General features: G+C 74.0%; 19 protein-coding genes and 1 tRNA gene. 6 read left to right on the top strand and 14 right to left on the bottom strand.

The genetic code is table 11. The annotated features are described in order from the left end of the window. Positions 1 to 35: 35 nt before the first annotated feature. Positions 36 to 824, top strand: coding sequence for an endonuclease/exonuclease/phosphatase family protein (locus tag ACYVG5_RS09140; RefSeq protein WP_222048925.1), 789 nt, complete (start codon positions 36 to 38; stop codon positions 822 to 824). 79 nt (positions 825 to 903) lie between these two features. Here the strand turns inward: ACYVG5_RS09140 and ACYVG5_RS09135 are convergent, their stop codons facing one another. Further along, a complete protein-coding gene (locus tag ACYVG5_RS09135) occupies positions 904 to 1,377 on the bottom strand; it encodes an NUDIX domain-containing protein (RefSeq protein ID WP_222048926.1) in 474 nt (157 codons plus the stop codon). 42 nt (positions 1,378 to 1,419) lie between these two features. On the opposite strand from ACYVG5_RS09135, the gene ACYVG5_RS09130 reads away from it, so the two are divergent. Further along, positions 1,420 to 1,716 carry an NIPSNAP family protein gene (locus ACYVG5_RS09130; RefSeq protein WP_222048927.1) on the top strand — a complete coding sequence of 99 codons (297 nt, stop codon included), beginning with the start codon at positions 1,420 to 1,422 and terminating at the stop codon, positions 1,714 to 1,716. Between the two features lie 3 nt (positions 1,717 to 1,719). Here the strand turns inward: ACYVG5_RS09130 and ACYVG5_RS09125 are convergent, their stop codons facing one another. From ACYVG5_RS09125 to ACYVG5_RS09075, 11 genes are all read right to left on the bottom strand, one after another. Beyond that, the gene (locus ACYVG5_RS09125; protein ID WP_460683111.1) at positions 1,720 to 2,469 is read right to left on the bottom strand and encodes an IclR family transcriptional regulator; all 750 of its coding nucleotides are present in this window, start codon (positions 2,467 to 2,469) and stop codon (positions 1,720 to 1,722) included. An 11-nt stretch (positions 2,470 to 2,480) separates the two neighbouring features. After that, on the bottom strand, positions 2,481 to 3,464 hold the full coding sequence (locus ACYVG5_RS09120; RefSeq protein ID WP_222048928.1) for a PDR/VanB family oxidoreductase: 984 nt from the start codon (positions 3,462 to 3,464) through the stop codon (positions 2,481 to 2,483). Between the two features lie 177 nt (positions 3,465 to 3,641). After that, the gene (locus tag ACYVG5_RS09115) at positions 3,642 to 4,001 is read right to left on the bottom strand and encodes a hypothetical protein (RefSeq protein ID WP_222048929.1); all 360 of its coding nucleotides are present in this window, start codon (positions 3,999 to 4,001) and stop codon (positions 3,642 to 3,644) included. Further along, positions 3,998 to 5,080, bottom strand: a complete 1,083-nt coding sequence (locus ACYVG5_RS09110) for a Rieske 2Fe-2S domain-containing protein (RefSeq protein ID WP_222048930.1) — start codon at positions 5,078 to 5,080, stop codon at positions 3,998 to 4,000. Before ACYVG5_RS09110 ends, ACYVG5_RS09115 begins: the two co-directional genes overlap by 4 nt. A 176-nt stretch (positions 5,081 to 5,256) precedes the next feature. Next, positions 5,257 to 6,510 (bottom strand): ABC transporter substrate-binding protein, encoded by a 1,254-nt coding sequence (locus ACYVG5_RS09105; protein WP_222048931.1) that lies wholly within the window; start codon positions 6,508 to 6,510, stop codon positions 5,257 to 5,259. Further along, positions 6,507 to 7,646, bottom strand: a complete 1,140-nt coding sequence (locus tag ACYVG5_RS09100) for a branched-chain amino acid ABC transporter permease (protein WP_222048932.1) — start codon at positions 7,644 to 7,646, stop codon at positions 6,507 to 6,509. The genes ACYVG5_RS09105 and ACYVG5_RS09100 overlap by 4 nt, the downstream gene beginning before the upstream one ends. Continuing rightward, positions 7,639 to 8,529, bottom strand: coding sequence for a branched-chain amino acid ABC transporter permease (locus ACYVG5_RS09095; RefSeq protein ID WP_222048933.1), 891 nt, complete (start codon positions 8,527 to 8,529; stop codon positions 7,639 to 7,641). Before ACYVG5_RS09095 ends, ACYVG5_RS09100 begins: the two co-directional genes overlap by 8 nt. Further along, positions 8,526 to 10,214 carry an ATP-binding cassette domain-containing protein gene (locus ACYVG5_RS09090; RefSeq protein ID WP_460683110.1) on the bottom strand — a complete coding sequence of 563 codons (1,689 nt, stop codon included), beginning with the start codon at positions 10,212 to 10,214 and terminating at the stop codon, positions 8,526 to 8,528. Before ACYVG5_RS09090 ends, ACYVG5_RS09095 begins: the two co-directional genes overlap by 4 nt. Before the next feature lie 117 nt (positions 10,215 to 10,331). Beyond that, positions 10,332 to 12,137 (bottom strand): feruloyl-CoA synthase, encoded by a 1,806-nt coding sequence (locus ACYVG5_RS09085; RefSeq protein WP_222048934.1) that lies wholly within the window; start codon positions 12,135 to 12,137, stop codon positions 10,332 to 10,334. After that, entirely contained in the window at positions 12,134 to 13,318 is a 1,185-nt protein-coding gene (locus tag ACYVG5_RS09080) for a thiolase family protein (protein WP_222048935.1), read from the bottom strand. Before ACYVG5_RS09080 ends, ACYVG5_RS09085 begins: the two co-directional genes overlap by 4 nt. A gap of 186 nt (positions 13,319 to 13,504) precedes the next feature. Then, positions 13,505 to 13,930, bottom strand: a complete 426-nt coding sequence (locus tag ACYVG5_RS09075; protein ID WP_222048936.1) for a MarR family winged helix-turn-helix transcriptional regulator — start codon at positions 13,928 to 13,930, stop codon at positions 13,505 to 13,507. A gap of 122 nt (positions 13,931 to 14,052) precedes the next feature. On the opposite strand from ACYVG5_RS09075, the gene ACYVG5_RS09070 reads away from it, so the two are divergent. The 4 genes from ACYVG5_RS09070 to ACYVG5_RS09055 are packed head-to-tail and all read left to right on the top strand — an operon-like array spanning position 14,053 to position 18,485. Then, positions 14,053 to 14,964, top strand: a complete 912-nt coding sequence (locus tag ACYVG5_RS09070; RefSeq protein ID WP_222048937.1) for an SDR family NAD(P)-dependent oxidoreductase — start codon at positions 14,053 to 14,055, stop codon at positions 14,962 to 14,964. Between the two features lie 5 nt (positions 14,965 to 14,969). After that, complete coding sequence (locus tag ACYVG5_RS09065; RefSeq protein WP_460683119.1) at positions 14,970 to 15,833, top strand: amidohydrolase family protein; 864 nt, start codon at positions 14,970 to 14,972, stop codon at positions 15,831 to 15,833. A gap of 2 nt (positions 15,834 to 15,835) precedes the next feature. After that, positions 15,836 to 17,362, top strand: coding sequence for an acyl-CoA synthetase (locus ACYVG5_RS09060; RefSeq protein WP_222048939.1), 1,527 nt, complete (start codon positions 15,836 to 15,838; stop codon positions 17,360 to 17,362). Between the two features lie 10 nt (positions 17,363 to 17,372). Beyond that, complete coding sequence (locus ACYVG5_RS09055; protein ID WP_222048940.1) at positions 17,373 to 18,485, top strand: NAD(P)/FAD-dependent oxidoreductase; 1,113 nt, start codon at positions 17,373 to 17,375, stop codon at positions 18,483 to 18,485. 54 nt (positions 18,486 to 18,539) lie between these two features. On the opposite strand, the gene ACYVG5_RS09050 is transcribed toward ACYVG5_RS09055, so the two are convergent. Together ACYVG5_RS09050 and ACYVG5_RS09045 are read right to left on the bottom strand one after the other, a co-directional pair. Beyond that, positions 18,540 to 19,292, bottom strand: coding sequence for a TSUP family transporter (locus ACYVG5_RS09050; protein WP_222048941.1), 753 nt, complete (start codon positions 19,290 to 19,292; stop codon positions 18,540 to 18,542). 45 nt (positions 19,293 to 19,337) lie between these two features. Then, positions 19,338 to 19,424 (bottom strand) — tRNA-Ser (locus ACYVG5_RS09045). Positions 19,425 to 19,477: the final 53 nt, after the last annotated feature.

Genomic DNA, 19,477 nt, shown 5'->3' with positions numbered 1-19,477 from the left:
GCAGGTCAGCGGCGGCGGGGGCTACCGTTCGGCCGATGCGGGTCGGGACGCTCAACCTCGCGTCCGGGCGGGACGCCACCGGCCGCTGCCTCGACGGCGCCGGGCTGGCCGCCGCGCTGGCCGGGGTGGACGTCGACGTCCTCGCCGTCCAGGAGGTCGACGCCGGCCAGCCCCGCTCGCACGGGCTGTCGCAGCCGGCCGTGGTGGCCGCGGCCCTGAGCGCCACCGACTGGCGGTTCGCGCCCACCATCGACGGAACACCCGACCCGGTCCGCAGCTGGCGTCCGGTCGACCCGGCGGTGCTCGGCGGCCCGGACGACGACCCGGCCGGCCCGCGCTACGGCATCGCGCTGTTCACCCGGCTGCCGGTGCGCCGCTGGTCGGTGCACGCGCTGGGCGCCGGCCGGGCCCGGCTGCCGATCCGGGCGCCCGACCCGCGCACCGGCGTTGCGCGCTGGTGGTCGTTCCCCGACGAGCCGCGGGTCGCGCTGGCCGCCGAGCTGGCCGGCTGCACCGTCGTCGGCACCCATCTGTCGTTCGCCCCGCACACCGCCGCCCGGCAGCTGCTGCGGCTGCGCGGCTGGGCCCGGCAGCTGCCCGGGCCGGTGCTGGTGGCCGGCGACCTCAACCTGCCCGGCCCCGCCCCGGCCAGGCTGACCGGGGGGCAGCGCCTGGTCACCGCGCCGACCTATCCGGGGCCGGCCCCGCGGGTGCAGCTGGACCACCTGCTGGCGCTGGGCGCGCTGACCGCCAGCGACGTCGAGGTCCGCGAGCTCGCCGTCGGCGACCACCGCCTGGTCACCGCCACCGTGCACCCCGCCTGAACGGGCTCACCCGCCGCCCCTGTGCTTTTTCGGGCTCAAGTACGCGTACTTGAGCCCGAAAAAGCACAGGGGCAGGGGGTCAGGGCAGGAGGAGGGGGCGCAGCGTCGGCAGGGAGGCGGCCAGGCCGGGGTGCAGCCGGACGTCGGCCAGGGCGGCCAGCGGGAACCAGCCGACGTCGACGCTCTCCGCGTTGAGCTCCAGCAGCCCCGGGTCGAGCAGCCCGACCGGGGTGGCCAGCACGGTCGTGTAGGTCCAGCCACCGTGGTCGTCGACCGACCCGGGCCCGAGGACGACGTCGGCCCGGCGCAGCCCCAGCTCCTCGCCGGCCTCGCGCAGCGCACCGTCGACCGCCGGCTCGTGCCGGTGCAGCGCCCCACCCGGCGTGCCCCAGGTGCCGCCGTGGTGCGACCACTCGACGCGCAGCTGCAGCAGCACCTCGACGCCGTCGGGGCCGGGCCGGTGCAGCAGCAGCCCGGCCGCGCCGGCCAGCCCCCAGTGCCGGTGGCCCTGGGCGCACGTCGTCCAGCCGTCGGTCGGGGAACGGTCGAACACGCCTCGAGTCTGCCTGAACCTCCCGCGGGGCAGGATGGGCGGATGACCACCGTTCAGCTGCGCCGCTACGACGTCGAACCCGGCCGGATGGCCGACTTCCTGGCCTGGTTCCCGACCCTGGCCCCGGTGCGGGCCGAGTACGGGTTCCGGCTGCTGTTCGCCTACGCCGACGACGTGAACGACACCTTCACCTGGGCGGTCGAGCACGATGGCGACGAGGCGCAGTTCCGCGAGGTGGAGGCCACCTACAACGCCTCCCCCGAGCGCGCCGCGGTGTTCGAGACCTTCCCGGCGTGCATCACCACGATGCAGATCGGGTTCGTCCGCCCGGTGCTGTGACGCTCAACTGGTCGACAGCACCCGGCTGATCGCCCGGGCGGCGGCCCGCACGCCCGGGGCCATCGCCCGCACCGCGCCGGGCCCGTCGCCGCGCACCACGATCGACAGCGCGGCGACGACGGTGTCCCGTTCGGTGATCGGCGCGGCGACGGACACCGCGTCCGCGGTGACCTGCCGGTCGCTGATCGCCACCCCGGCGCGCCGCACGTCGGCCAGCACCCGGCGCAGCTGCGCCGGGTCGGTGATGGTCCAGGGCGTGTAGCGCCGCAGCGGGCCGGCGAGCACCTGTTCCTGTACCTCGGCCGGCGCGGCGGCCAGCAGCACCAGCCCCACGCCGGTCGGCGCCAGCGAGAAGCGCCCGCCCACCTCGCTGAGCACCGGGACGGCGTTCCGCCCCGCGAACCGCTCGACGAAGACCACGTCGGTGTCGTCCCGGACGGCGAGCTGCACGTTCTCGTGGGTGACCTCGTAGAGGTCCTCCATGAACGGCAGCGCCGCCTCGCGCAGCCCGAGCGCGCGCGGCGCGAGCGCGCCGAGCTCCCACAGCCGCAGCCCGATCCGGTAGCGGCCGTCCTCGTCCCGCTCCAGACCGCCCCACGCGCACAGCTCGGCGATCAGCCGGTGCGCCGTCGACAGCGGGACGTCGATGGCGCGGGCGATCTCCGACAGGTTCAGCGACCGCCGCTCGCGGCCGAACGCGTCCAGGACGTCGAGCAGCTTGGTGCCCGCCGTCCGCCGGCCCGCGGCAGCCACCGCAGCTGCCCTCAGAGCTCGAGGACCAGCTTGGGGCAGGCCGCGCGGGAGACGCAGATGAACATCGTGTCGTTCGCCGCCTGCTCCTCGGGGGTGAGCAGCGAGTCGCGGTGGTCGACCTCGCCCTCCACCACCGGGGTCTCGCAGGTGCCGCAGGTGCCCTCCTGGCAGGAGGAGAGGACCGGGACGCCGGCCTCCTCCACCGCCTCGAGGATCGACTTCTCCGGCGGCACGGTGAGCGTCATCCCGGAGACGGTCAGCTCGACCTCGAAGCTGCCGCTGAGCACGCGCTCGCCCTGCTCCTTGGGCGAGAAGCGCTCCACGTGCAGCGAGCCCGACGGCCAGCCGGCGGCGGCGACGCGCTCCTCGACGGCCTTGAGCAGCGGCTCGGGGCCGCAGCAGTAGATCTTGGTGTCGGGCTGCACGGTGCCGAGGATCCGGTCGAGGTCGATCAGCCCCACCTCGTCCTGCGGGTGCAGGGTGACCCGGGGGCCGTGGCCGGTCTTCGCCTCCAGCGCGTCGAGGGCCTCGAGGAACGCCATCGAGGTGCGGGTGCGCCCGCCGTAGTGGAACTCCCATTCGGCGTCGGTCTCGCAGGCGGTGGCGGCCATCGGCAGGATCGGGGTGATCCCGATGCCGCCGGCGATGAACACGTACCTCGGGGACGGCGCCAGCTCGAAGTTGTTGCGCGGCCCGCGCACGTCGATCTCCTCGCCCTCGAGGAGCCGGTCGTGCACGTACGCCGAGCCGCCGCGGCCCTCGGGCTCGCGGAGGATGCCGATCTGCCAGACCGACCGGTCGTGCGGATCGCCGCACAGCGAGTACTGCCGGACCAGCTCACCGGGCAGCTTCAGGTCGATGTGCGCGCCGGGGCCCCAGGCCGGCAGCTCGGCGCCGGTCGGGTCGCGCAGTTCCAGGACGGCGACGCCCTCGGCGCCCGTCGTCCGGCGCGCGACGACCAGCCGCAGGTCCACCTCGTCGTGGGTGCTGTGCACAGTTCTCCTTCTCGTCGCCCCGGTCGGGACCCGCCGCGACCTCGCGGGCGGTGCGGGGCAGTCTAGGCCCGCTCCGGGAACCCGCCCCGAGCCTGCGAGCGGTGTGGGGGCAGGTCAGCCCCCGCTGCAGGGGCCCGCCGCGAGCTTGCGAGCGGTGGGGGGCAGCGGGGTCCTTCCTCAGACCGGGACGGGTGTGTGCGTCCGGATGATCGTCGGGTCGGTGATGTAGTGCGCGGGTGGCGGGGGCAGCGGGCCGGTCACGGGCGGCTCGACGGGGCCGCCGGCCGGGTGGTCGGGGTGTGCGAGCAGCCACTCCCACATCTCCTGCGGGTCGGCGGCCTCGGCCTCGGCACCGCAGAAGCACAGCCCGCGCAGCCGGTCGGAGCCCGGCAACCAGTTCACCCGGAGGACGCGCTCCCCCGCCAGCACCTGGCGGGGGGCGGGCAGGCTCAGCACGCCCTGCCGCACCGTGCTCACCTCGGCCGCGTTCAGCGGCACCTCCTCGGCCGGGACGTCGCCCAGCGGGCCGCCGCTCACCGGCCGGCCGCCGGGACCGCGGCGCTCTCCGCGACGGCCTCGCCGGCGCCCTCGGCGGCCAGCCGGGCGATGATCCGCCGGGCGGCCAGGCCACCGGTGTCGATGTTGATCGACAGCTCCTGGTAGCCGTCGGGCTCACCGGTGAGCACGTTCTCGAGCACGTCGAGGGCCACGACGTCCTGCAGCACGACGGTGCGGTTGCTCTCCCGCAGGAAGTCCGAGACGCCCTCGTCGTCCAGGGCGAAGTCGCGCGCGACGGCCCAGAAGTCGTGGGTGCTGTTCTCGGTCTCGGGGGTGATCGCGTAGACGACCTCCACGTGGAAGGCGTCGGGGTCGGTGCCGTCCTCGTTGGGCAGCACGCCCACCGGCGCGATCCGGCTGTGCAGCTTGTACAGGCAGGGCGGGGTGAACTCGATGTCCTGCCAGCGGGTGATCCGGCCGGTGATGCCGGTGCTCTTGGCGTAGAACGGCGGGCAGTCGGCGTCGGCCATGTGCCGGCTGACGTAGACGATCCCGGCCGCGTCGTCGACCTCGGTGGTGATCGGGGTGTTCGCCACCTCCGGCGTCCCGATGTACCCGCCGTGCAGGTAGGTCTCGTGGGAGAGGTCCATCAGGTTGTCGACCAGCAGGCTGGCCCGCGCGGCGAGCGGCTCCATGCCGGAGACGGCGGTCCAGCCCTCCAGCTCCAGCCACGGGGCGCGGGGGATCGTGCTGGCGTCGGCCTTCTCCGGCTCGCCGATGAACACCCAGACGAAGCTGTCCTGCTCCACCACCGGGTAGGACCGCAGCCGGGCGGTGCGCGGCACACGGGTCTGCCCCGGAACGGCGACGCAGGCGCCCTCGGCGTCGTAGGTGAAGCCGTGGTAGCCGCAGACGACGGTGTCGCCGACGAGGTGGCTGGGCTGCTGGGAGAGCGGGAACCGGCGGTGCACGCAGCGGTCGCTCATCGCGGTGACCTCGCCGGCCTCCGTCCGCCAGAAGAGGATCGACTCCCCGCAGATGGTGCGGCTGAACAGTTCGCGGCTGACCTCGCGGCCGTAGGCCGCGACGTACCACTGGTTCCGGACGATCGACGTCATGGGGTGCCCTCCCGGCGGTGTCCTCTTCGACTCCTCCCCAGGGTGACTGCGGTCACCGGCGGTCGGCCAGCCAGCTTCCATCATATGGAAGCTGCTCTGGACCCGGGGGTGTCGAGGGAAGGCGCCCGCCCGGCCGACTGCAGGGGCCGGGCGGGCGCCCGATCGATCGGTGGTGCTCAGCCGGTGAACTCGTACCCTTCGGCGAGCTCGGAGACGAACGAGTCGCCCACGGCCGTCAGGCCACCGGCAGCGGCCGGGTCGGCCCTGGAGATGTAGATCTCGCGGGTCGGCGGGACGCTCGGGTCGGAGTAGTCCAGCACGCCGGCGACGGTGCCGCCCGACTCGTAGTCGGTGATGGAGCGCAGCGCCTCCTGCAGCCCCTCCCGGGTGAGCGCATCCTCCTCGCAGGCCCGGGTGAGGACCTCGTGGATGATCTGCGACGACGCGTAGCCGTACATGGCGCCGTTCTGGATCGGCTCCTCATCGGGGTACTCCGCCTGGTAGGCGGTCAGGAACTCCTGCACGCCCTCCTCCTCCAGCGAGGGCGGGGCCATCGACGTGGCGGTGTAGAAGTTCTGCTCCAGCGCCGCACCGGCCGGCGTGTCGAGCAGGTCCGGGGTGAAGGCCGGGCCGTTGCCGACGATGGGGACGTCCAGCCCGATCGAGGCGGCCACGCTCGCGATCGAGGCGGTCTGCGGCGACGCGGCGGCGACGATGATCGCCTTCACGCCGTCGTTCGCCATCGCGTTGACCTGCGCCGACAGGTCGGTGTCGCTGGGCTTGATCTGGTGCGGGACGACGGTCAGGCCCAGCTCCTCGGCGGCGTACTCGGCGCCGCGCAGCGAGCTGCCCCCGAAGTCGCCCTCGAAGTACACGACGCCGATGGAGTCGCCGCTGGTCAGCCCGTGCTCACGGGTCAGCCAGTCGATCGCGTTGATCGTCTCGATGTCGTAGGTGGTGCCGGTGATCTGGAACTGCGGGTCGGGCAGGACGTCGGAGGTCCACGCCGCCATGCCCACGAGCATGTTGTCCTCCTGGAAGGAGGGCCGCAGCGCCGTGATGACCGACGAGCCCAGCACGGGGGCGATGGCCAGCACGTTCCCGGACATGGTCTGGTAGAGCGAGACCGCGGTCTGGGCGTCGTAGCCGTGGTCCTGGACGTCGAGCTCGACCTGCCGGTCGCAGACGCCGCCGTCGGCGTTCACCGCATCCCAGTACAGGTTCGTGCCCTGCAGGATCGACCGGCTGTTCGACGCGAACACCGCGGTGAGGTCCATCAGCGAGCCGAGGGTGATCGTGTCCTCGGTGACGCCGGGCACCGCCTCGGCGGCGCCGCCCGCGCTGCCGCCGCTCTGCTCCTCGGCCTTGCCGCAACTCGTCGCGGCGAGCGCGACCATCAGACAGACACTCGTGACCAGTGGTCTCTTCATCGAGCCAGCTCCTTCGTGGTGGGCGAATCGGACATCGGGCGATCGGGACTGCCGGGGCCGTCCGCGTTCCGGCGGAAAGATGAGCCCAGCCGGCGGCCGAGGCCGGCCAGCCCGTCATGGGCGAACAGCAGGATCAGCACGATGGCCAGGCCGTAGATGATCCGGCTCAGGTCCGCGGCGCTGATCCCACTGGACCCGGGCTGGGCGAGCAGCGGGAGCAGGTCGCTGTAGCGGTTGAGGACCAGCGGCAGCAGCGTGACCAGGGCGGCGCCGACCACCGCGCCGCCGACCGAGCCGATGCCGCCGATCACGATCATGACGAGGAAGTCGACCGACATGGTCAGCCCGAAGCTCTCCGGGACGATCCGGCCGAACACCAGCGCCATCAGCACCCCGCCCAGCGCGGCGTACATCGACGAGACGATGAAGGCGGCGGCCTTGTAGCGGGGCACGTTCACCCCCATCACGCCGGCCGCGACCTCGCTGTCGCGGATGGTCGCCAGCGCCCGCCCCGGCCGGCTGCGGACGAGGTTGCGCGCGCACCACCAGGAGACGCCGACCAGCAGCAGCCCGAGGTACCACAGCCGTTCCAGGCCGCCGAACTGCACGCCGAGGACCGTCAGGCCCTCGGGGGTGCCGTCGGAGAAGCTGAACCCGAACAGGCTGAAGGGCTCGGCGTTGCGCCCGTTGTAGCCGCCGGTCAGCGGGACGGCGTTGAACAGGATGTGCTGGCCGAGGAACACCAGGCCCAGCGAGGCCAGCCCCAGGTAGATGCCGCGCAGCCGGCCGGAGATCGGGCTGAACAGCGCTCCGGCGAGCCCGGCGGCCAGCACCGCGCCCAGCAGCGCCAGCACCGGGGGCAGCCCCAGCCCGGAGGCGAGGGGCGAGGACGGGTCGCCGGCGAGGTAGCAGTACCCGTAGGCCCCGATCGCGACGAAGAACGCGTGCCCCAGCGAGAGCTGGCCCGAGCGCCCGACCAGCAGGGTCAGCCCGATCGCGCTGATGACGGCGGCCATCGCGAACAGGCCGGACTGCAGCCAGAAGGCGCGCAGGGTCAGCGGGAGGGCGAGCGCGACGAGGACGACGGCGATGATCGCCAGCGTGCGCACCCGCCGGGTCGTCGGTGGCCTAGACACGGGCGACCTCCTTCGTGCCGAACAGCCCGGACGGTCGGATGAGCAGGACCAGCAGCATCACGGCGTACGGCGTCACCTGGGCGAGGTCGCGGCCGAGGAACGTCAGGTCGCCCTGGTAGCCGGCGGACAGCGTGGTCACGACGCCGATGATCAGTCCGCCGACCACCGCGCCGGGGAAGGAGTCGAACCCGCCGAGCACCCAGGCCGGGATCGCCGCCAGTGCGACCAGTCCCACCGTGGGGCTGATGCCGGGCGACGGGAACGAGGTGAGGAAGATCCCGGCCACGGCCGCCAGCGCGCCCGCGACGCCCCAGGCGCTCGCGGCCACCCGGTTGAGCCGGATGCCCATCAGCTCCGCGGTTCCGCCGTCGGCGGCGGCCGCCCGCATCGCGATGCCCCAGTTGGTGAACTGGAACAGCGCCCACAGCACCCCGACCACCACGGCCGTCACCAGGGCGGCGATCACCCGGGACAGCGGGATGCTGGAGCCGAGCACGTCGACGGTGCTGGTGCCCCAGGGCGCCCCGGTGGTGAGGGTGGCGGTGCCCAGCCGTCGGGTGAGCTCGGTGACCATCAGGACGTCGACGCCCAGGGTGAGGATCGCCAGCGTCCCGAGGTCCGCGGCGCGCACCCGGCGCATGATCACGACATCGATCACCACCGCGGCCAGCGCGGCCACCACGATGCCCAGCAGCAGCGCCGGCCAGAAGCCCAGGGCGTCGTTCGTCACGCCCACGACGTAGGCGCCGAGCAGCAGGACCGAGCCGTGCGCGAAGTTCAGCACGTGCGTCGCCTTGAAGATCATGACGAAACCGAGCGCGATCAGCGCGTAGATCGCGCCCAGCGACAGCCCGTTGAGGACGAGGCCGAAGAGGTTGCTCACCGCTCCTCCTCCTGCTCGGTGCCGAGGTAGGCCCGCAGCACGTCGGGGTCGGCCTGGACCTCGGCCGGGGTGCCGTCGGCGATCCGCCTGCCGAAGTCGAGCACCGTGACCCGGTCGGCCAGGCCCATGACGAACCGCATGTCGTGCTCGACCAGCACGATCGAGATGCCCAGCTCGCGCTGCACCGTGCCGATCGCCTCCTCCATCGCGACCGACTCGTTGAAGTTCATCCCGGCCACCGGCTCGTCGAGCAGCAACAGCCCCGGCTCGGCGCAGAGCGCGCGGGCCAGCTCGACCCGTTTGCGGTCGCCGTAGGGCAGCTCGCTGACCAGCTGGTGCAGCACGCCACCCAGGCCGAGCAGCTCGGCGGTGCGCACCACCGTCGCCTCCTGCGCGGCGGCCTCCCGGCGGGCGCCGGGCAGCCGCAGCGCGGCCGAGAAGAACCCCGTGCGCATGTGCCGGTGCCGGGCGACCAGCAGGTTGTCCAGGACCGTCTCGGTCGAGGACAGGGCCATGTTCTGGAACGTGCGGGAGATGCCGAGGGCGGCGATCTGGTGGCGCGGCAACCGGGTGAGGTCGCGCCCGCCGTACCGCGCTGCCCCCTCGGTCGCGGCGTACACCCCGCTGAGCACGTTCAGGCAGGTGGACTTGCCCGCGCCGTTGGGGCCGATGAGCGCGTGCAGGGAACCCGGCGCGACGGTGAACGACACGTCGGTGAGCGCGGTGATGCCACCGAACCGCACCGTCAGGCCCTCGACCACGAGGTCGTGCACCGCGGCGCCCGCCGGCCGCGCCGCTCCGGCATCCGCGGATGGGGCGCCGGTGGCGGTGGCGCCGGTTGGGGGGACGTCGGTGGCGGTGGCGCCGGCGGCGGGGACGTCGGTGGCGGGGGCGGCCTCCGCGCCCACGCCGAGGTACCGGTCGCGGACCTCGTCGGTGCGGGCCAGCTCGGCCGCCGGCCCCTGCAGGGAGATCTGGCCGACCTCGAGGACGAACGCGTGGTCGGCCACCCGCAGCGCCATCGCCGCGTTCTGCTCCACGAGCACCACGGAGGTGCCCTGCCGGTTGATCTCGGTGATGACCTCACCGATCTGCTCGACGATGAGCGGTGCGAGCCCCAGCGACGGCTCGTCCAGCAGGAGCAGGCGGGGGCTGCCCATCAGCGCCCGGCCGATCGCCAGCATCTGCTGCTCGCCGCCGGACAGCAGCCCGGCGCGTTGCCGGCGCCGCTCGCGCAGGATCGGGAACAGGTCGTAGACCTCGCCGCGCGCCCTGTCGCGGGCCGCGGCATCCCGCGCCGCCGTCCCGCCGGCGCGGAGGTTCTCCTCGACGGTGAGGGCGGCGAAGACCCGCCGGCCCTCCGGTACCTGCAGCACTCCCCGGCGGACGACGTCGGACGCGCCGCGCCGGCCGATCGGCTCCCCACCGACGTGGATGGAGCCGCCGTCGATGGCGCCGCCCTCCCGGCCGAGCGTGCCCGAGATCGCCCGCAGGAGCGTGCTCTTGCCGGCTCCGTTGTTGCCCAGCACGGCGACGATGCCGCCGTCGGGAACCCACAGCGAGACCCCGCGCAGCGCCTGCACCGAGCCGGCGTAGGAGACGTGCAGGTCGGTCACCTCGAGCAGGGCATCCCGCGTCCCGGCCGTCGCGGCCGAGGAGCCGGTGGCTCCGCGCGCCTCAGCCACCGGGCCACCGCCACGCACCCGCGCACTCCACCCGCACGACCATCTGCTGCTCCCGACCCGTCATCCCGCGGAACTTCCCGATCGGCAGCGACCTGCCCGTCCTGGCGCCCGGACGCCTCATCCGCGCACGACCACCTGGGGCGGGAGCGGCTCCGCGTCGAGCAGGGCCACCAGGTCGGCCCGCCGCTCGCGCACGGCGGCCTGGTTGACGTAGCCCTTGTCGGTGATCTCCCCGGCGTCGAGGACCGGCGGCTCGCGCAGGACGAGGAGCCGCTCGACCCGCTGGGAGGAACCGCCGCCCTGGTCGGCCAGGTGCTGCATCGTCTGCGCCAGCTCCCGGCGCAGGGACTCCGCCGGCACCCCGTCGGCATCGCAGCGTTCCGCGGCGTCCGGGCGCAGCCAGACCATCGCGGTCACGCAGTCGCCGTCCTGGCCGCAGATCACCGCGTCGGTGAGCAGGCCCTCGGAGGCGGACAGCAGGGCCGGCCGCAGCGTGCCGACGCTGACGAACGTGCCCGTCGACAGCTTGAAGTCCTCCGCGATCCGGCCGCGGAACAGCAGCCCGGCGGCGACGTCGGCGGGGTCGGCGAGCGTCACGGCGTCGCCGGTGCGGAAGAAGCCCTCCTCGTCGAAGGCGGCGGCGGTCAGGTCGGGACGGCCGTGGTAGCCGGGGGTCACGTTCGCCCCGCGCACCCGCAGCTCGGTCTTCTCCCCCACCGGCACCAGCGCCAGCTCCACGCCGGGCAGCGGCACGCCGAGGACGTCGCTGCGGGTGATCGGGAAGTGCGCCGACGTCGCCGCGGGCGCGGTCTCGGTCAGCCCCCAGGAGGTGGTCATCTGCATCCGGGAACCGTGCTCGGCGGCCAGCGCCTGCAACCGGTCCCACAGGCGCTGCGGCAGGGCGGCCGCGGCGAAGAAGCCCAGCCGCAGGCGGTCGAGGAACGCCCGGGCCGCCTCCGGGTCCTGCTCGAGGGCCGGGAGCAGCGCGGCGTAGCCGGCGGGGACGTTGAAGTAGAGCGTCGGCCGGGCGTCGGCGAGGTTGCGCACCGTCCGGCCGATCAGCGGTGGTGCGGGCCGCCCGTCGTCGATCCACAGGGTGCCGCCGTTGACCAGCACCATGTTCAGGTCGTGGTTGCCGCCGAAGGTGTGGCTCCAGGGCAGCCAGTCCAGCAGCACCGGCGGCTCGTGCTCGAGGAACGGCCACGCCTGGCGCATCTGCTGCTGGTTGGCCATGAGCATGCCGTGGGTGTTGACGACGCCCTTGGGCTGGCCGGTCGATCCCGAGGTGAACAGGATCTTGGCGACGTCCTCCCGCCGCAGGGCGGCGCAGCGGCGGTCCACCTCCGGCGTGGGCTCGGCGCCGAAGCCGTCGAGGGCGACCGAGCCGGGCAGGTCGCCGTCCCGGCTCACGACCGGGCGGTTCCCGGCCACCGCGGCGACCGCATCGGCGAAGGTGGCGTCCTCGGCGACGATCAGGCCGGGGTCGACCACGTCGACCATCGCGCGCAGCTTGGCGTGGTCGGTGCTCTGCAGCGAGTAGGCGACGCTGGCCGGCACGACCGGTGCGCCCACGGTCATCGCGGCCAGCGTGGCCACCAGGTGCAGCCGGCTGTTGCCCGAGACCACCATGACCGGCCGGTCGGCCAGCCCGTGGTCGAGCAGGCCCTGGGCCATCCGGTCGGCTGCCGCGCGGGCCTCGCCCCAGGTCAGCCGGAGCCAGCTGCCCTCGCCTCCGCGCTCGGCGGTCAGCAGGCGATCGGGGTGCTCGTCGCTGCCCCGGCGGAACTCGTGCACCGGGCTGACCGGGTGCGGGGCCAGCGGCACGGCCGACCGGATGACGAGGCGACCGTCCGGCCGCTGTTCCGCGGTGATCTGCGGCGATGCGAACGAGGCCTGCTCGCGGGTGTCCGAGCCAGCTGTCACTCGGTCACCTCGATCACGAGCGCGGCGCCGGTGTCACCCGCGGCGCAGCCGGTGAACAGACCGATGCCACCGCCGCGCAGCCGGAGGGTCTCGATCAGCTCGGCGATGGACCGCAGACCGGTGGGCCCCTGGGGGTGACCGAAGACCAGGCTGCAGCCGTAGACGTTCATGTCCTCGACCTTCGCCCCGGTCTCGCGGGCGAAGAACAGGTCGTTGACGGCGAAGGGGTTGTGGGTGGTGATCGCCTGCACGTCGCCCATGTCCAGCCCGGCCGACTGCAGCGCGGACAGCGCGGCCGGCACGGGGGCCTGGGGCATCCGGCTCTTGGCCACCCGCGCGAAGCCGCTGGACAGGATCCGCACGATGCCCTCGCCGGAGAGCTCCCGCGCCCGGTCGGCCGTGGTGACCACCGCGCCGGCGCAGCCGTCGGCCGGGTGGGTCTGGGAGGCGAAGGTGTGCAGCGCGCCCGGTGCCGCGGGGGGCAGGGCGCCGATGCCGTCCCGGGTCTTGGGGCGGATGCCCTCGTCGGCGTCCAGGGTGAGCGGCTTCTTGCGCTGCGGGATCTCCACCGGCACCTGGTAGCGCCGCTGGAACGCCCGGTCCTCGGCGAGCCCGGCGGCGTACTGCTCCCAGCGCAGGGCGGTCAGGTCATCGAGCTCCTCGCGCGTGACGCCCATCTCCGCGGCGACCGCCTCGGCCGCGGCCAGCATGCCGGCACCGGCCCACGGGTCGCGGGCGAAGCTGTCGAGCACCCAGTGCGAGGTGACCGGCGCGCCGCCCATGGCGGCGGGCGCCGGCCAGGACAGCGTCGGCCCGTTGGAGATCCGGTCGGTGCCGACGACCAGCTGCGGCCCCGTGCCCGCGGCCACCGCCCCCGCGGCGGCGTGCAGCGCCGCCACGCCGGTGGCGCAGGCCTGGCTGACCATCGGGCCGGTCAGCCCCTCGGCACCGAGCCTCGCCGCCAGGGTGGGGGCGCCGTAGAAGATGTCCCGCTGGGGCACCGTCCAGCCCAGCACCACCCCGTCGAACCCGGCCAGGTCCACCGACCGGTCGGCCAGCGCGCGGGAGGTCACCGCGACCGCCAGGTCCAGGCTGTTCACCTCGGCGAGCGTTCCCTGCCACTTGGCGAACGGCGAGGACCATGCGTGGCCCAGCGGGATCGCCACGTCGGCGTACTGCATCTTGCGCCTCCACCCGATCGGAATGTGATCCCGGCCATCCATTCATGGAACGGTCACCCGGTCAAGATGGACAGGCGTCTAATACTTTGGGCGATGGAACGGGTGTGGCTGCGGGCCGGCACGCCCGCACCCATCCGAGGTAACGGCCGGCTCGCCGCCGTCGCGCCGGCCCGGCCGGCCGCGCCGTCAGCCGGCGGAGTCGACGACCCGGGAGAGCAGCGCGCGCAGCGTCGCCTGCTCCTCCTCGTTCAGGCAGCCCAGCGGACGCTGCTGCCCGCGAGTGGCCCGCCGGGCGGCCTGCCGGCGGACGCGCTGCCCCAGCGGAGTGCCCGCGACGAGCTTGGTGCGGCGGTCGGTGGCCGAGGGGCGGCGCTCGACCAGCCCGGCGTCGGCCAGCTCGTCGACCAGCTGGACGACCTGGCTCGGGTCGAGACCGAGCCGGCAGGCGAGATCGCGCTGCGACATCCCCTCGGCCGCACCGCACGCCAGCACGAGGACGGAGTAGTGCCGCACCCGGAGGCCGTGCTCGGCCAGTGCGGCATTCGTCGCCCGGGCGACCAGACCGCTGGCGCGCGACAGGAGGAAGCCGGCGTCGTCGGTCAGTTCGGTCACGCCGCTGCCTCCCTCAATGATTGACAAGCTCCACGATATCGCCCTAGCGTCGGCCGCGGGAGTTCGAGGCCCGCCAGCGCGCCCCTCCCCGACACCCCGGTACGCACCGAGAAGGAGCCATCGTGGACCTGTCCGGCAAGGTAGCCATCGTCACCGGCAGCGGACGGGGGCTCGGCCTGGCCTACGCGCAGGAGCTGGCCCGCGCCGGCGCCGCCGTGGTCGTCAACGACGTCGACGAGGCGGTGGCCACCGCCGCGGTCGGGTCGATCACCGCCGCGGGCGGCACCGCCGTCGCCGAGGTGGTCGCGGTGGGCACCAGCGAGGCCGCGCAGGCCCTGGTCGACCGGGCGGTGGGCGAGTTCGGCCGGCTCGACGTGCTGGTCAACAACGCCGGCATCCTGCGCGACACCACGCTGTGGAAGATGACCGACGAGCACTTCGACGCCGTGCTCACCACCCACCTGCGGGGCACCTTCACCTGCACCCGGGCCGCCGCGATCCGGATGCGCGAGCAGGGCGAGGGCGGCCGGATCATCTGCGTCGGCTCCCCCACCGGCCAGGTCGGCAACTTCGGCCAGACCAACTACGCCGCGGCCAAGGCCGGCATCGTCGGCATGGTGCGCACCTGGGCGATGGAGCTGGCCCGCGCGGAGATCACCGTCAACGCGATCGTGCCCGTGGCGGCCACCGCGATGACCGAGACCGTTCCGTTCGTGCAGCCCTACATCGAGATGCTGAAGAACGGCGAGCCGCTGCCGGCCTTCGCCCGGCAGGAGCTCGGCTTCGGCACGCCCGAGGACGCCGCCGGCCTGGTCGCCTTCCTCGCCTCCGACGCGGCGTCCGGGATCACCGGGCAGGCGGTCGGGATCGGCGGCGACCGGCTGGCGCTGTGGAGCCATCCCAGCGAGGTCGTCGTCGAGTTCGCCGAGGGCACCGGCTGGTCGCCCGACGCGATCGCCGAGGTGTGGCCGGAGAAGTTCGCCTCCGCTCAGCAGACCGTGGGCCAGCAGCTTCCGCAGGAGCCGGGCAAATGACCGGCCTGGACCTCGAGAAGCTGGTCGCGATCGACGTGCACGTGCACGTCGAGCAGGACCTGCACGGCCACCTGTCGATGGACGCCGAGCTGCTGGACGCGGCCGCCAAGTACTTCAAGGGCGAGCCGAACCACCCGACGGTGCCGGAGATCGCCGCGCACTACCGCGACCAGCAGATGGCCGCGATCGTCTTCACCGTCGACTCCGAGCTGGCCACCGGGCACCCGACGCTGTCCAACGAGGAGATCGCCGAGGCCGCCGCCCAGCACCCCGACGTGCTCATCCCGTTCGGCTCGATCGACCCGGCCCGGGGCGCGTCCGGCGTGCGGCTGGCCCGCCGGCTGGTCGAGGAGCACGGCGTCCGCGGGTTCAAGTTCCACCCGTCGATCCAGGCCTTCGAGCCCAACGACCGGCGGCACTACCCGCTGTGGGCGGAGCTGGAGAGCCTCGGCGTCCCGGCGCTGTTCCACACCGGCCAGACCGGCATCGGCTCCGGCCTGCCCGGCGGGCGCGGGATCAAGCTGCGGTACTCCGACCCGATGCTGCTCGACGACGTCGCCGCCGACTTCCCGGGCCTCACGGTGATCATGGCGCACCCCTCCGTGCCCTGGCAGGACGCCGCGATCTCGATCGCCCAGCACAAGGCCAACGTCTACATCGACCTGTCCGGGTGGTCGCCCAAGTACTTCCCGCCGCAGCTGGTGCGGGCCGCGAACACGCTGCTGAAGAACAAGGTGCTCTTCGGCTCGGACTACCCGCTGCTGTCCCCCGAGCGGTGGATCGCCGACTTCGCCAAGCTGGAGATCCGCGACGAGGTGCGGCCGCTGATCATGAAGGACAACGCCGTCCGCGCCCTGAAGCTGGGCTGAGCGTGCGCAACGCGGGCATCGGCTCCTGGCCGGAGCGGCGGCTGCGCATCTCCCCGGACAAGGACGCGCTCTGGTTCGAGGGGACGACGACGTCCCACGGCGCCTTCGCGCTGCGGGTGCGGCGCACCGTGTCGGCGCTGGCCGCCCTCGGCGTGCAGGCCGGCGACCGGGTGGCCTGGGTCAGCGGCAACCACCCGTCGGCGCTGGAGACGCTGTACGCCTGCGGGCAGCTCGGCGCGATCTGGGTGCCGGTCAACGGGCGGCTCACCGCGACCGAGGCGGAGTTCGTGCTGCAGCACTCCGGCGCCTCGGTCGTCGTCCACGGCCGCGACCACGGCACGGTCGCCGACGCGCTGCGCGACCGGCTGCCCGGCGTGCGCGCCTGGGTCGCGGCCGAGCCGCCGGTCGCCGGCGGCTCCGACTCGCTGCCCTACGAGGACCTGCTCGCCGCGGCGGCCGAGGAGTCCCGCGACGAGCCGGTGACGCTGGAGGACCCGTGTCTGATCATGTACACGTCCGGCACCACCGGGCGGCCCAAGGGCGCGGTGCTCACCCACGGCAACATGACGTGGAACGCGGTCAACCAGGTGCTGGGCATGGACTTCACCGCCGACGAGCGGACCCTCGCCCTCGCCCCGCTGTTCCACATCGGCGGGCTCAACGGCACGGTCAACCCGACGCTGCTGCGCGGCGGGTGCGCCGTCGTCGTCCGCGGGTTCGACCCGGCCGGCACGCTGGAGGTCATGGAGGCGCAGCGGGTGAACTCCTTCTTCGCCGTCCCGACCATGCTGGACGCGATGGCCCGCGAGCCGGGCTTCTCCACCCGCGACCTGTCCGCGATGCGCACCATCGGCGCGGCCGGCGCGCCGCTGCCGCTGTCCACCCTGCGCACCTGGCAGAACCGGGGCATCACCATGCAGCAGGCCTACGGGATGACCGAGGCCGCGCCGGGCTGCACCGTGCTCGACTCCACCGACGCCGAGCGGAAGCTCGGCTCGGCGGGCAAGCCGTGCTTCTTCACCGACGTCCGGGTGCTCGGCCCCGACGGAGCCGCGGTGGCGCCGGGTGAGGTCGGCGAGGTCGTCGTCCAGGGGCCGAACGTGATGGCCGGCTACTGGAACGAGCCCGAGCAGACCGCCGCCGTGCTGCGCGACGGGTGGTACCACACCGGCGACGCGGGCTCGGTCGACGAGGAGGGCTTCCTCTACATCCGCGACCGGTACAAGGACATGATCATCTCCGGCGGGGAGAACGTGTACCCGGCCGAGGTCGAGTCGGCGCTGCTGGAGCTGCCCACGGTGCAGGAGGCGGCGGTGATCGGCGTCCCCGACGACAAGTGGGGTGAGGTGGGGCTGGCGATCGTCGTCGCCACCCCCGGCGCGGGCGAGGACGTCGAGGCGCTACGCACCGCGCTGCGGGCCCGGCTGGCCGGGTTCAAGATGCCGCGCCACTTCCAGTTCGTCGACGAGCTGCCCAAGACCGCCACGGGAAAGATCCGCAAGCCCGATCTGCGGAGCCGGTTCCGCTAACGTCGGGTCGGTGCAGGTGGACGTGCTGGTCGTCGGCGGCGGTCCGGCGGGGGCGGCCTGCGCCGCGGCCGCGCTCCGCGCCGCCCCCGGCTGCCGGGTGCTGGTGGTCGACCGGGCCGACTTCCCGCGGGACAAGGTCTGCGGCGACGGCGTCGCCCTCGAGGCGCTCGACGTCCTGGCCGGGCTCGGCCTGGACGCCGAGGCGCTGGTCGAGGGCTTCCCGGCCGTTCCCCGGCTGCGGCTCACCTCCCCGCGCGGGACGATGGTCGAGCGCGCGATGCACCGCCCGGCCCGGACGGTCCCGCGCGCGGTGCTCGACGGCCGGCTGCTGGGCCAGGTGCTCGCGGCCGGTGCGGAGTTCACCCGGCACACCGTCCGCCGGGTCACCGCCCACCCCACGCACGTCGACGTCGACGGCCGGTTCACCGCCGGGGTCGTGGTGGGCGCGGACGGCGCGGAGTCCGCCGTCCGGAGATCGCTGGGCCTGCCGGGCAACGCACCCGACCGGCTGGCGGTGGCGATCCGCGGCTACGCGCCCGAGTTGCCCGGCCAGGCGGGCGTCCAGGTCATCGCCACCACCGGGCGGCGCTGGCCGGCGTACGCCTGGTCGTTCCCAATCGGCGACGGCCGGGCCAACGTCGGCTACGGCGAGCTGGTCACCGGGGACGTGACCCGCGCCGGGCTGGTCGACGGGCTGCACCGGCTGCTGCCGGGCGCGGCGCCGTCCGGGCTGCGGGCGCACCGGCTGCCCCTGTCGACCGGCCGGCCCCGGCTGCCCGACGGCCGAGTACTGCTGGCCGGCGACGCGCAGTCGCTGATCAACCCGCTCACCGGGGAGGGCATCTTCTACGCGGTGCTGTCCGGGGCGCTGGCCGGCGCGGCCGCCGCGCACGGGGCGGCGGCGGGCCGGGCGCACCGGCAGCTGCTGCGGGCGCGGCTGGGCCGGCACCTGCGCGCGTCCGGCGCCGCGTCGCAGCTGAGCCGGTGGCCGGCCGTGATGGACGCCGCGGTGCAGGCGGCTGCGGCCGACCAGCGGGTGTTCGACGACGTCGTCGCGCTCGGGCTGGCCGACGGCCGGCTGACCGCGCGCACCCTCGCCGGGGCGGCGCGGCGGCTGCGCTGAGCAGCCGTCGGCCGGGAGCGACGGCGACCCGGTCGCGCGGTGGGTCGCTGCTGGTCAGCCGATCGACGTGGCCACCGTGGTCAGCCCGGTGACCAGCACCAGACCCAGGGTGAGCAGCCGGAACGGGGCGAGGGGCAGCCGGGAGCCGTAGGTCACCCCCACGACGTTGCCGAGCACCGCGCCGGGCAGCCAGCACACCAGCAGCAGCCCCACCCGTTCCCACGACAGGCCACCGGCCAGCCCGATCAGGGCCAGGGCGAGGGCGTTGCACACGAGCAGGTACACCGCCATGTCGGCGATGAACTCCCGGGGTGCCACGTTGCGGTGCGACAGCAGGATCACCGGCGGCGGGCCGTTCATCGAGGTGGTGATGCCGAGGAACCCGCCCAGCATCCCGGCGACGCCCGGCGCGACGCGGGACGGGGCCTCCGGCGCGCCGGAGCTCACGGCCGGCCGCCGGAGCAGCAGGAAGACGGCGGCGACGACCGCCACGCTCCCGGCCGTCACCTTGAGCGCGTTCTCGTTCACCAGGTCGAGGACGAGGTAGCCCACCAGCAGGCCGGGCACGCAGCCGGCCAGCAGGTAGGTGGAGCGCTGCCGGTTGACCGAGTGCCGCAGCCGCAGGACGGCGCCCAACCGGGTCGCGACGCCGACGCTGAGGTTGACGACGACCACGTCGACCAGTGGGATGCCGGCGAGCAGCAGCAGCGGGGCGCACACCAGGGAGTAGCCGAAGCCCGTGCCGCCGGCCAGCACGCTGGCGAGGAAGACGACGATGCCGCCGGCCACCAGCAACGCTACGTCCACGCACACCCTCCACGGTCGAGCTGCCGGCCGTTCAGGCGAGCTGAGCGGAGGGCGTGGGATTCGAACCCACGATGGGTGTTACCCCATAGCGGTTTTCAAGACCGCCGCCATCGGCCACTAGGCGAGCCCTCCTCCAGACCCCCTGACCGCCGCAGCGGCGCAGCAGGAGACCGGAGAGGGGAGCG

This window comes from Modestobacter lapidis, from assembly GCF_054780755.1.
The sequence above is the reverse complement of the archived record's forward strand: the minus strand, read 5'-3'. Positions and strand labels throughout refer to the sequence as shown.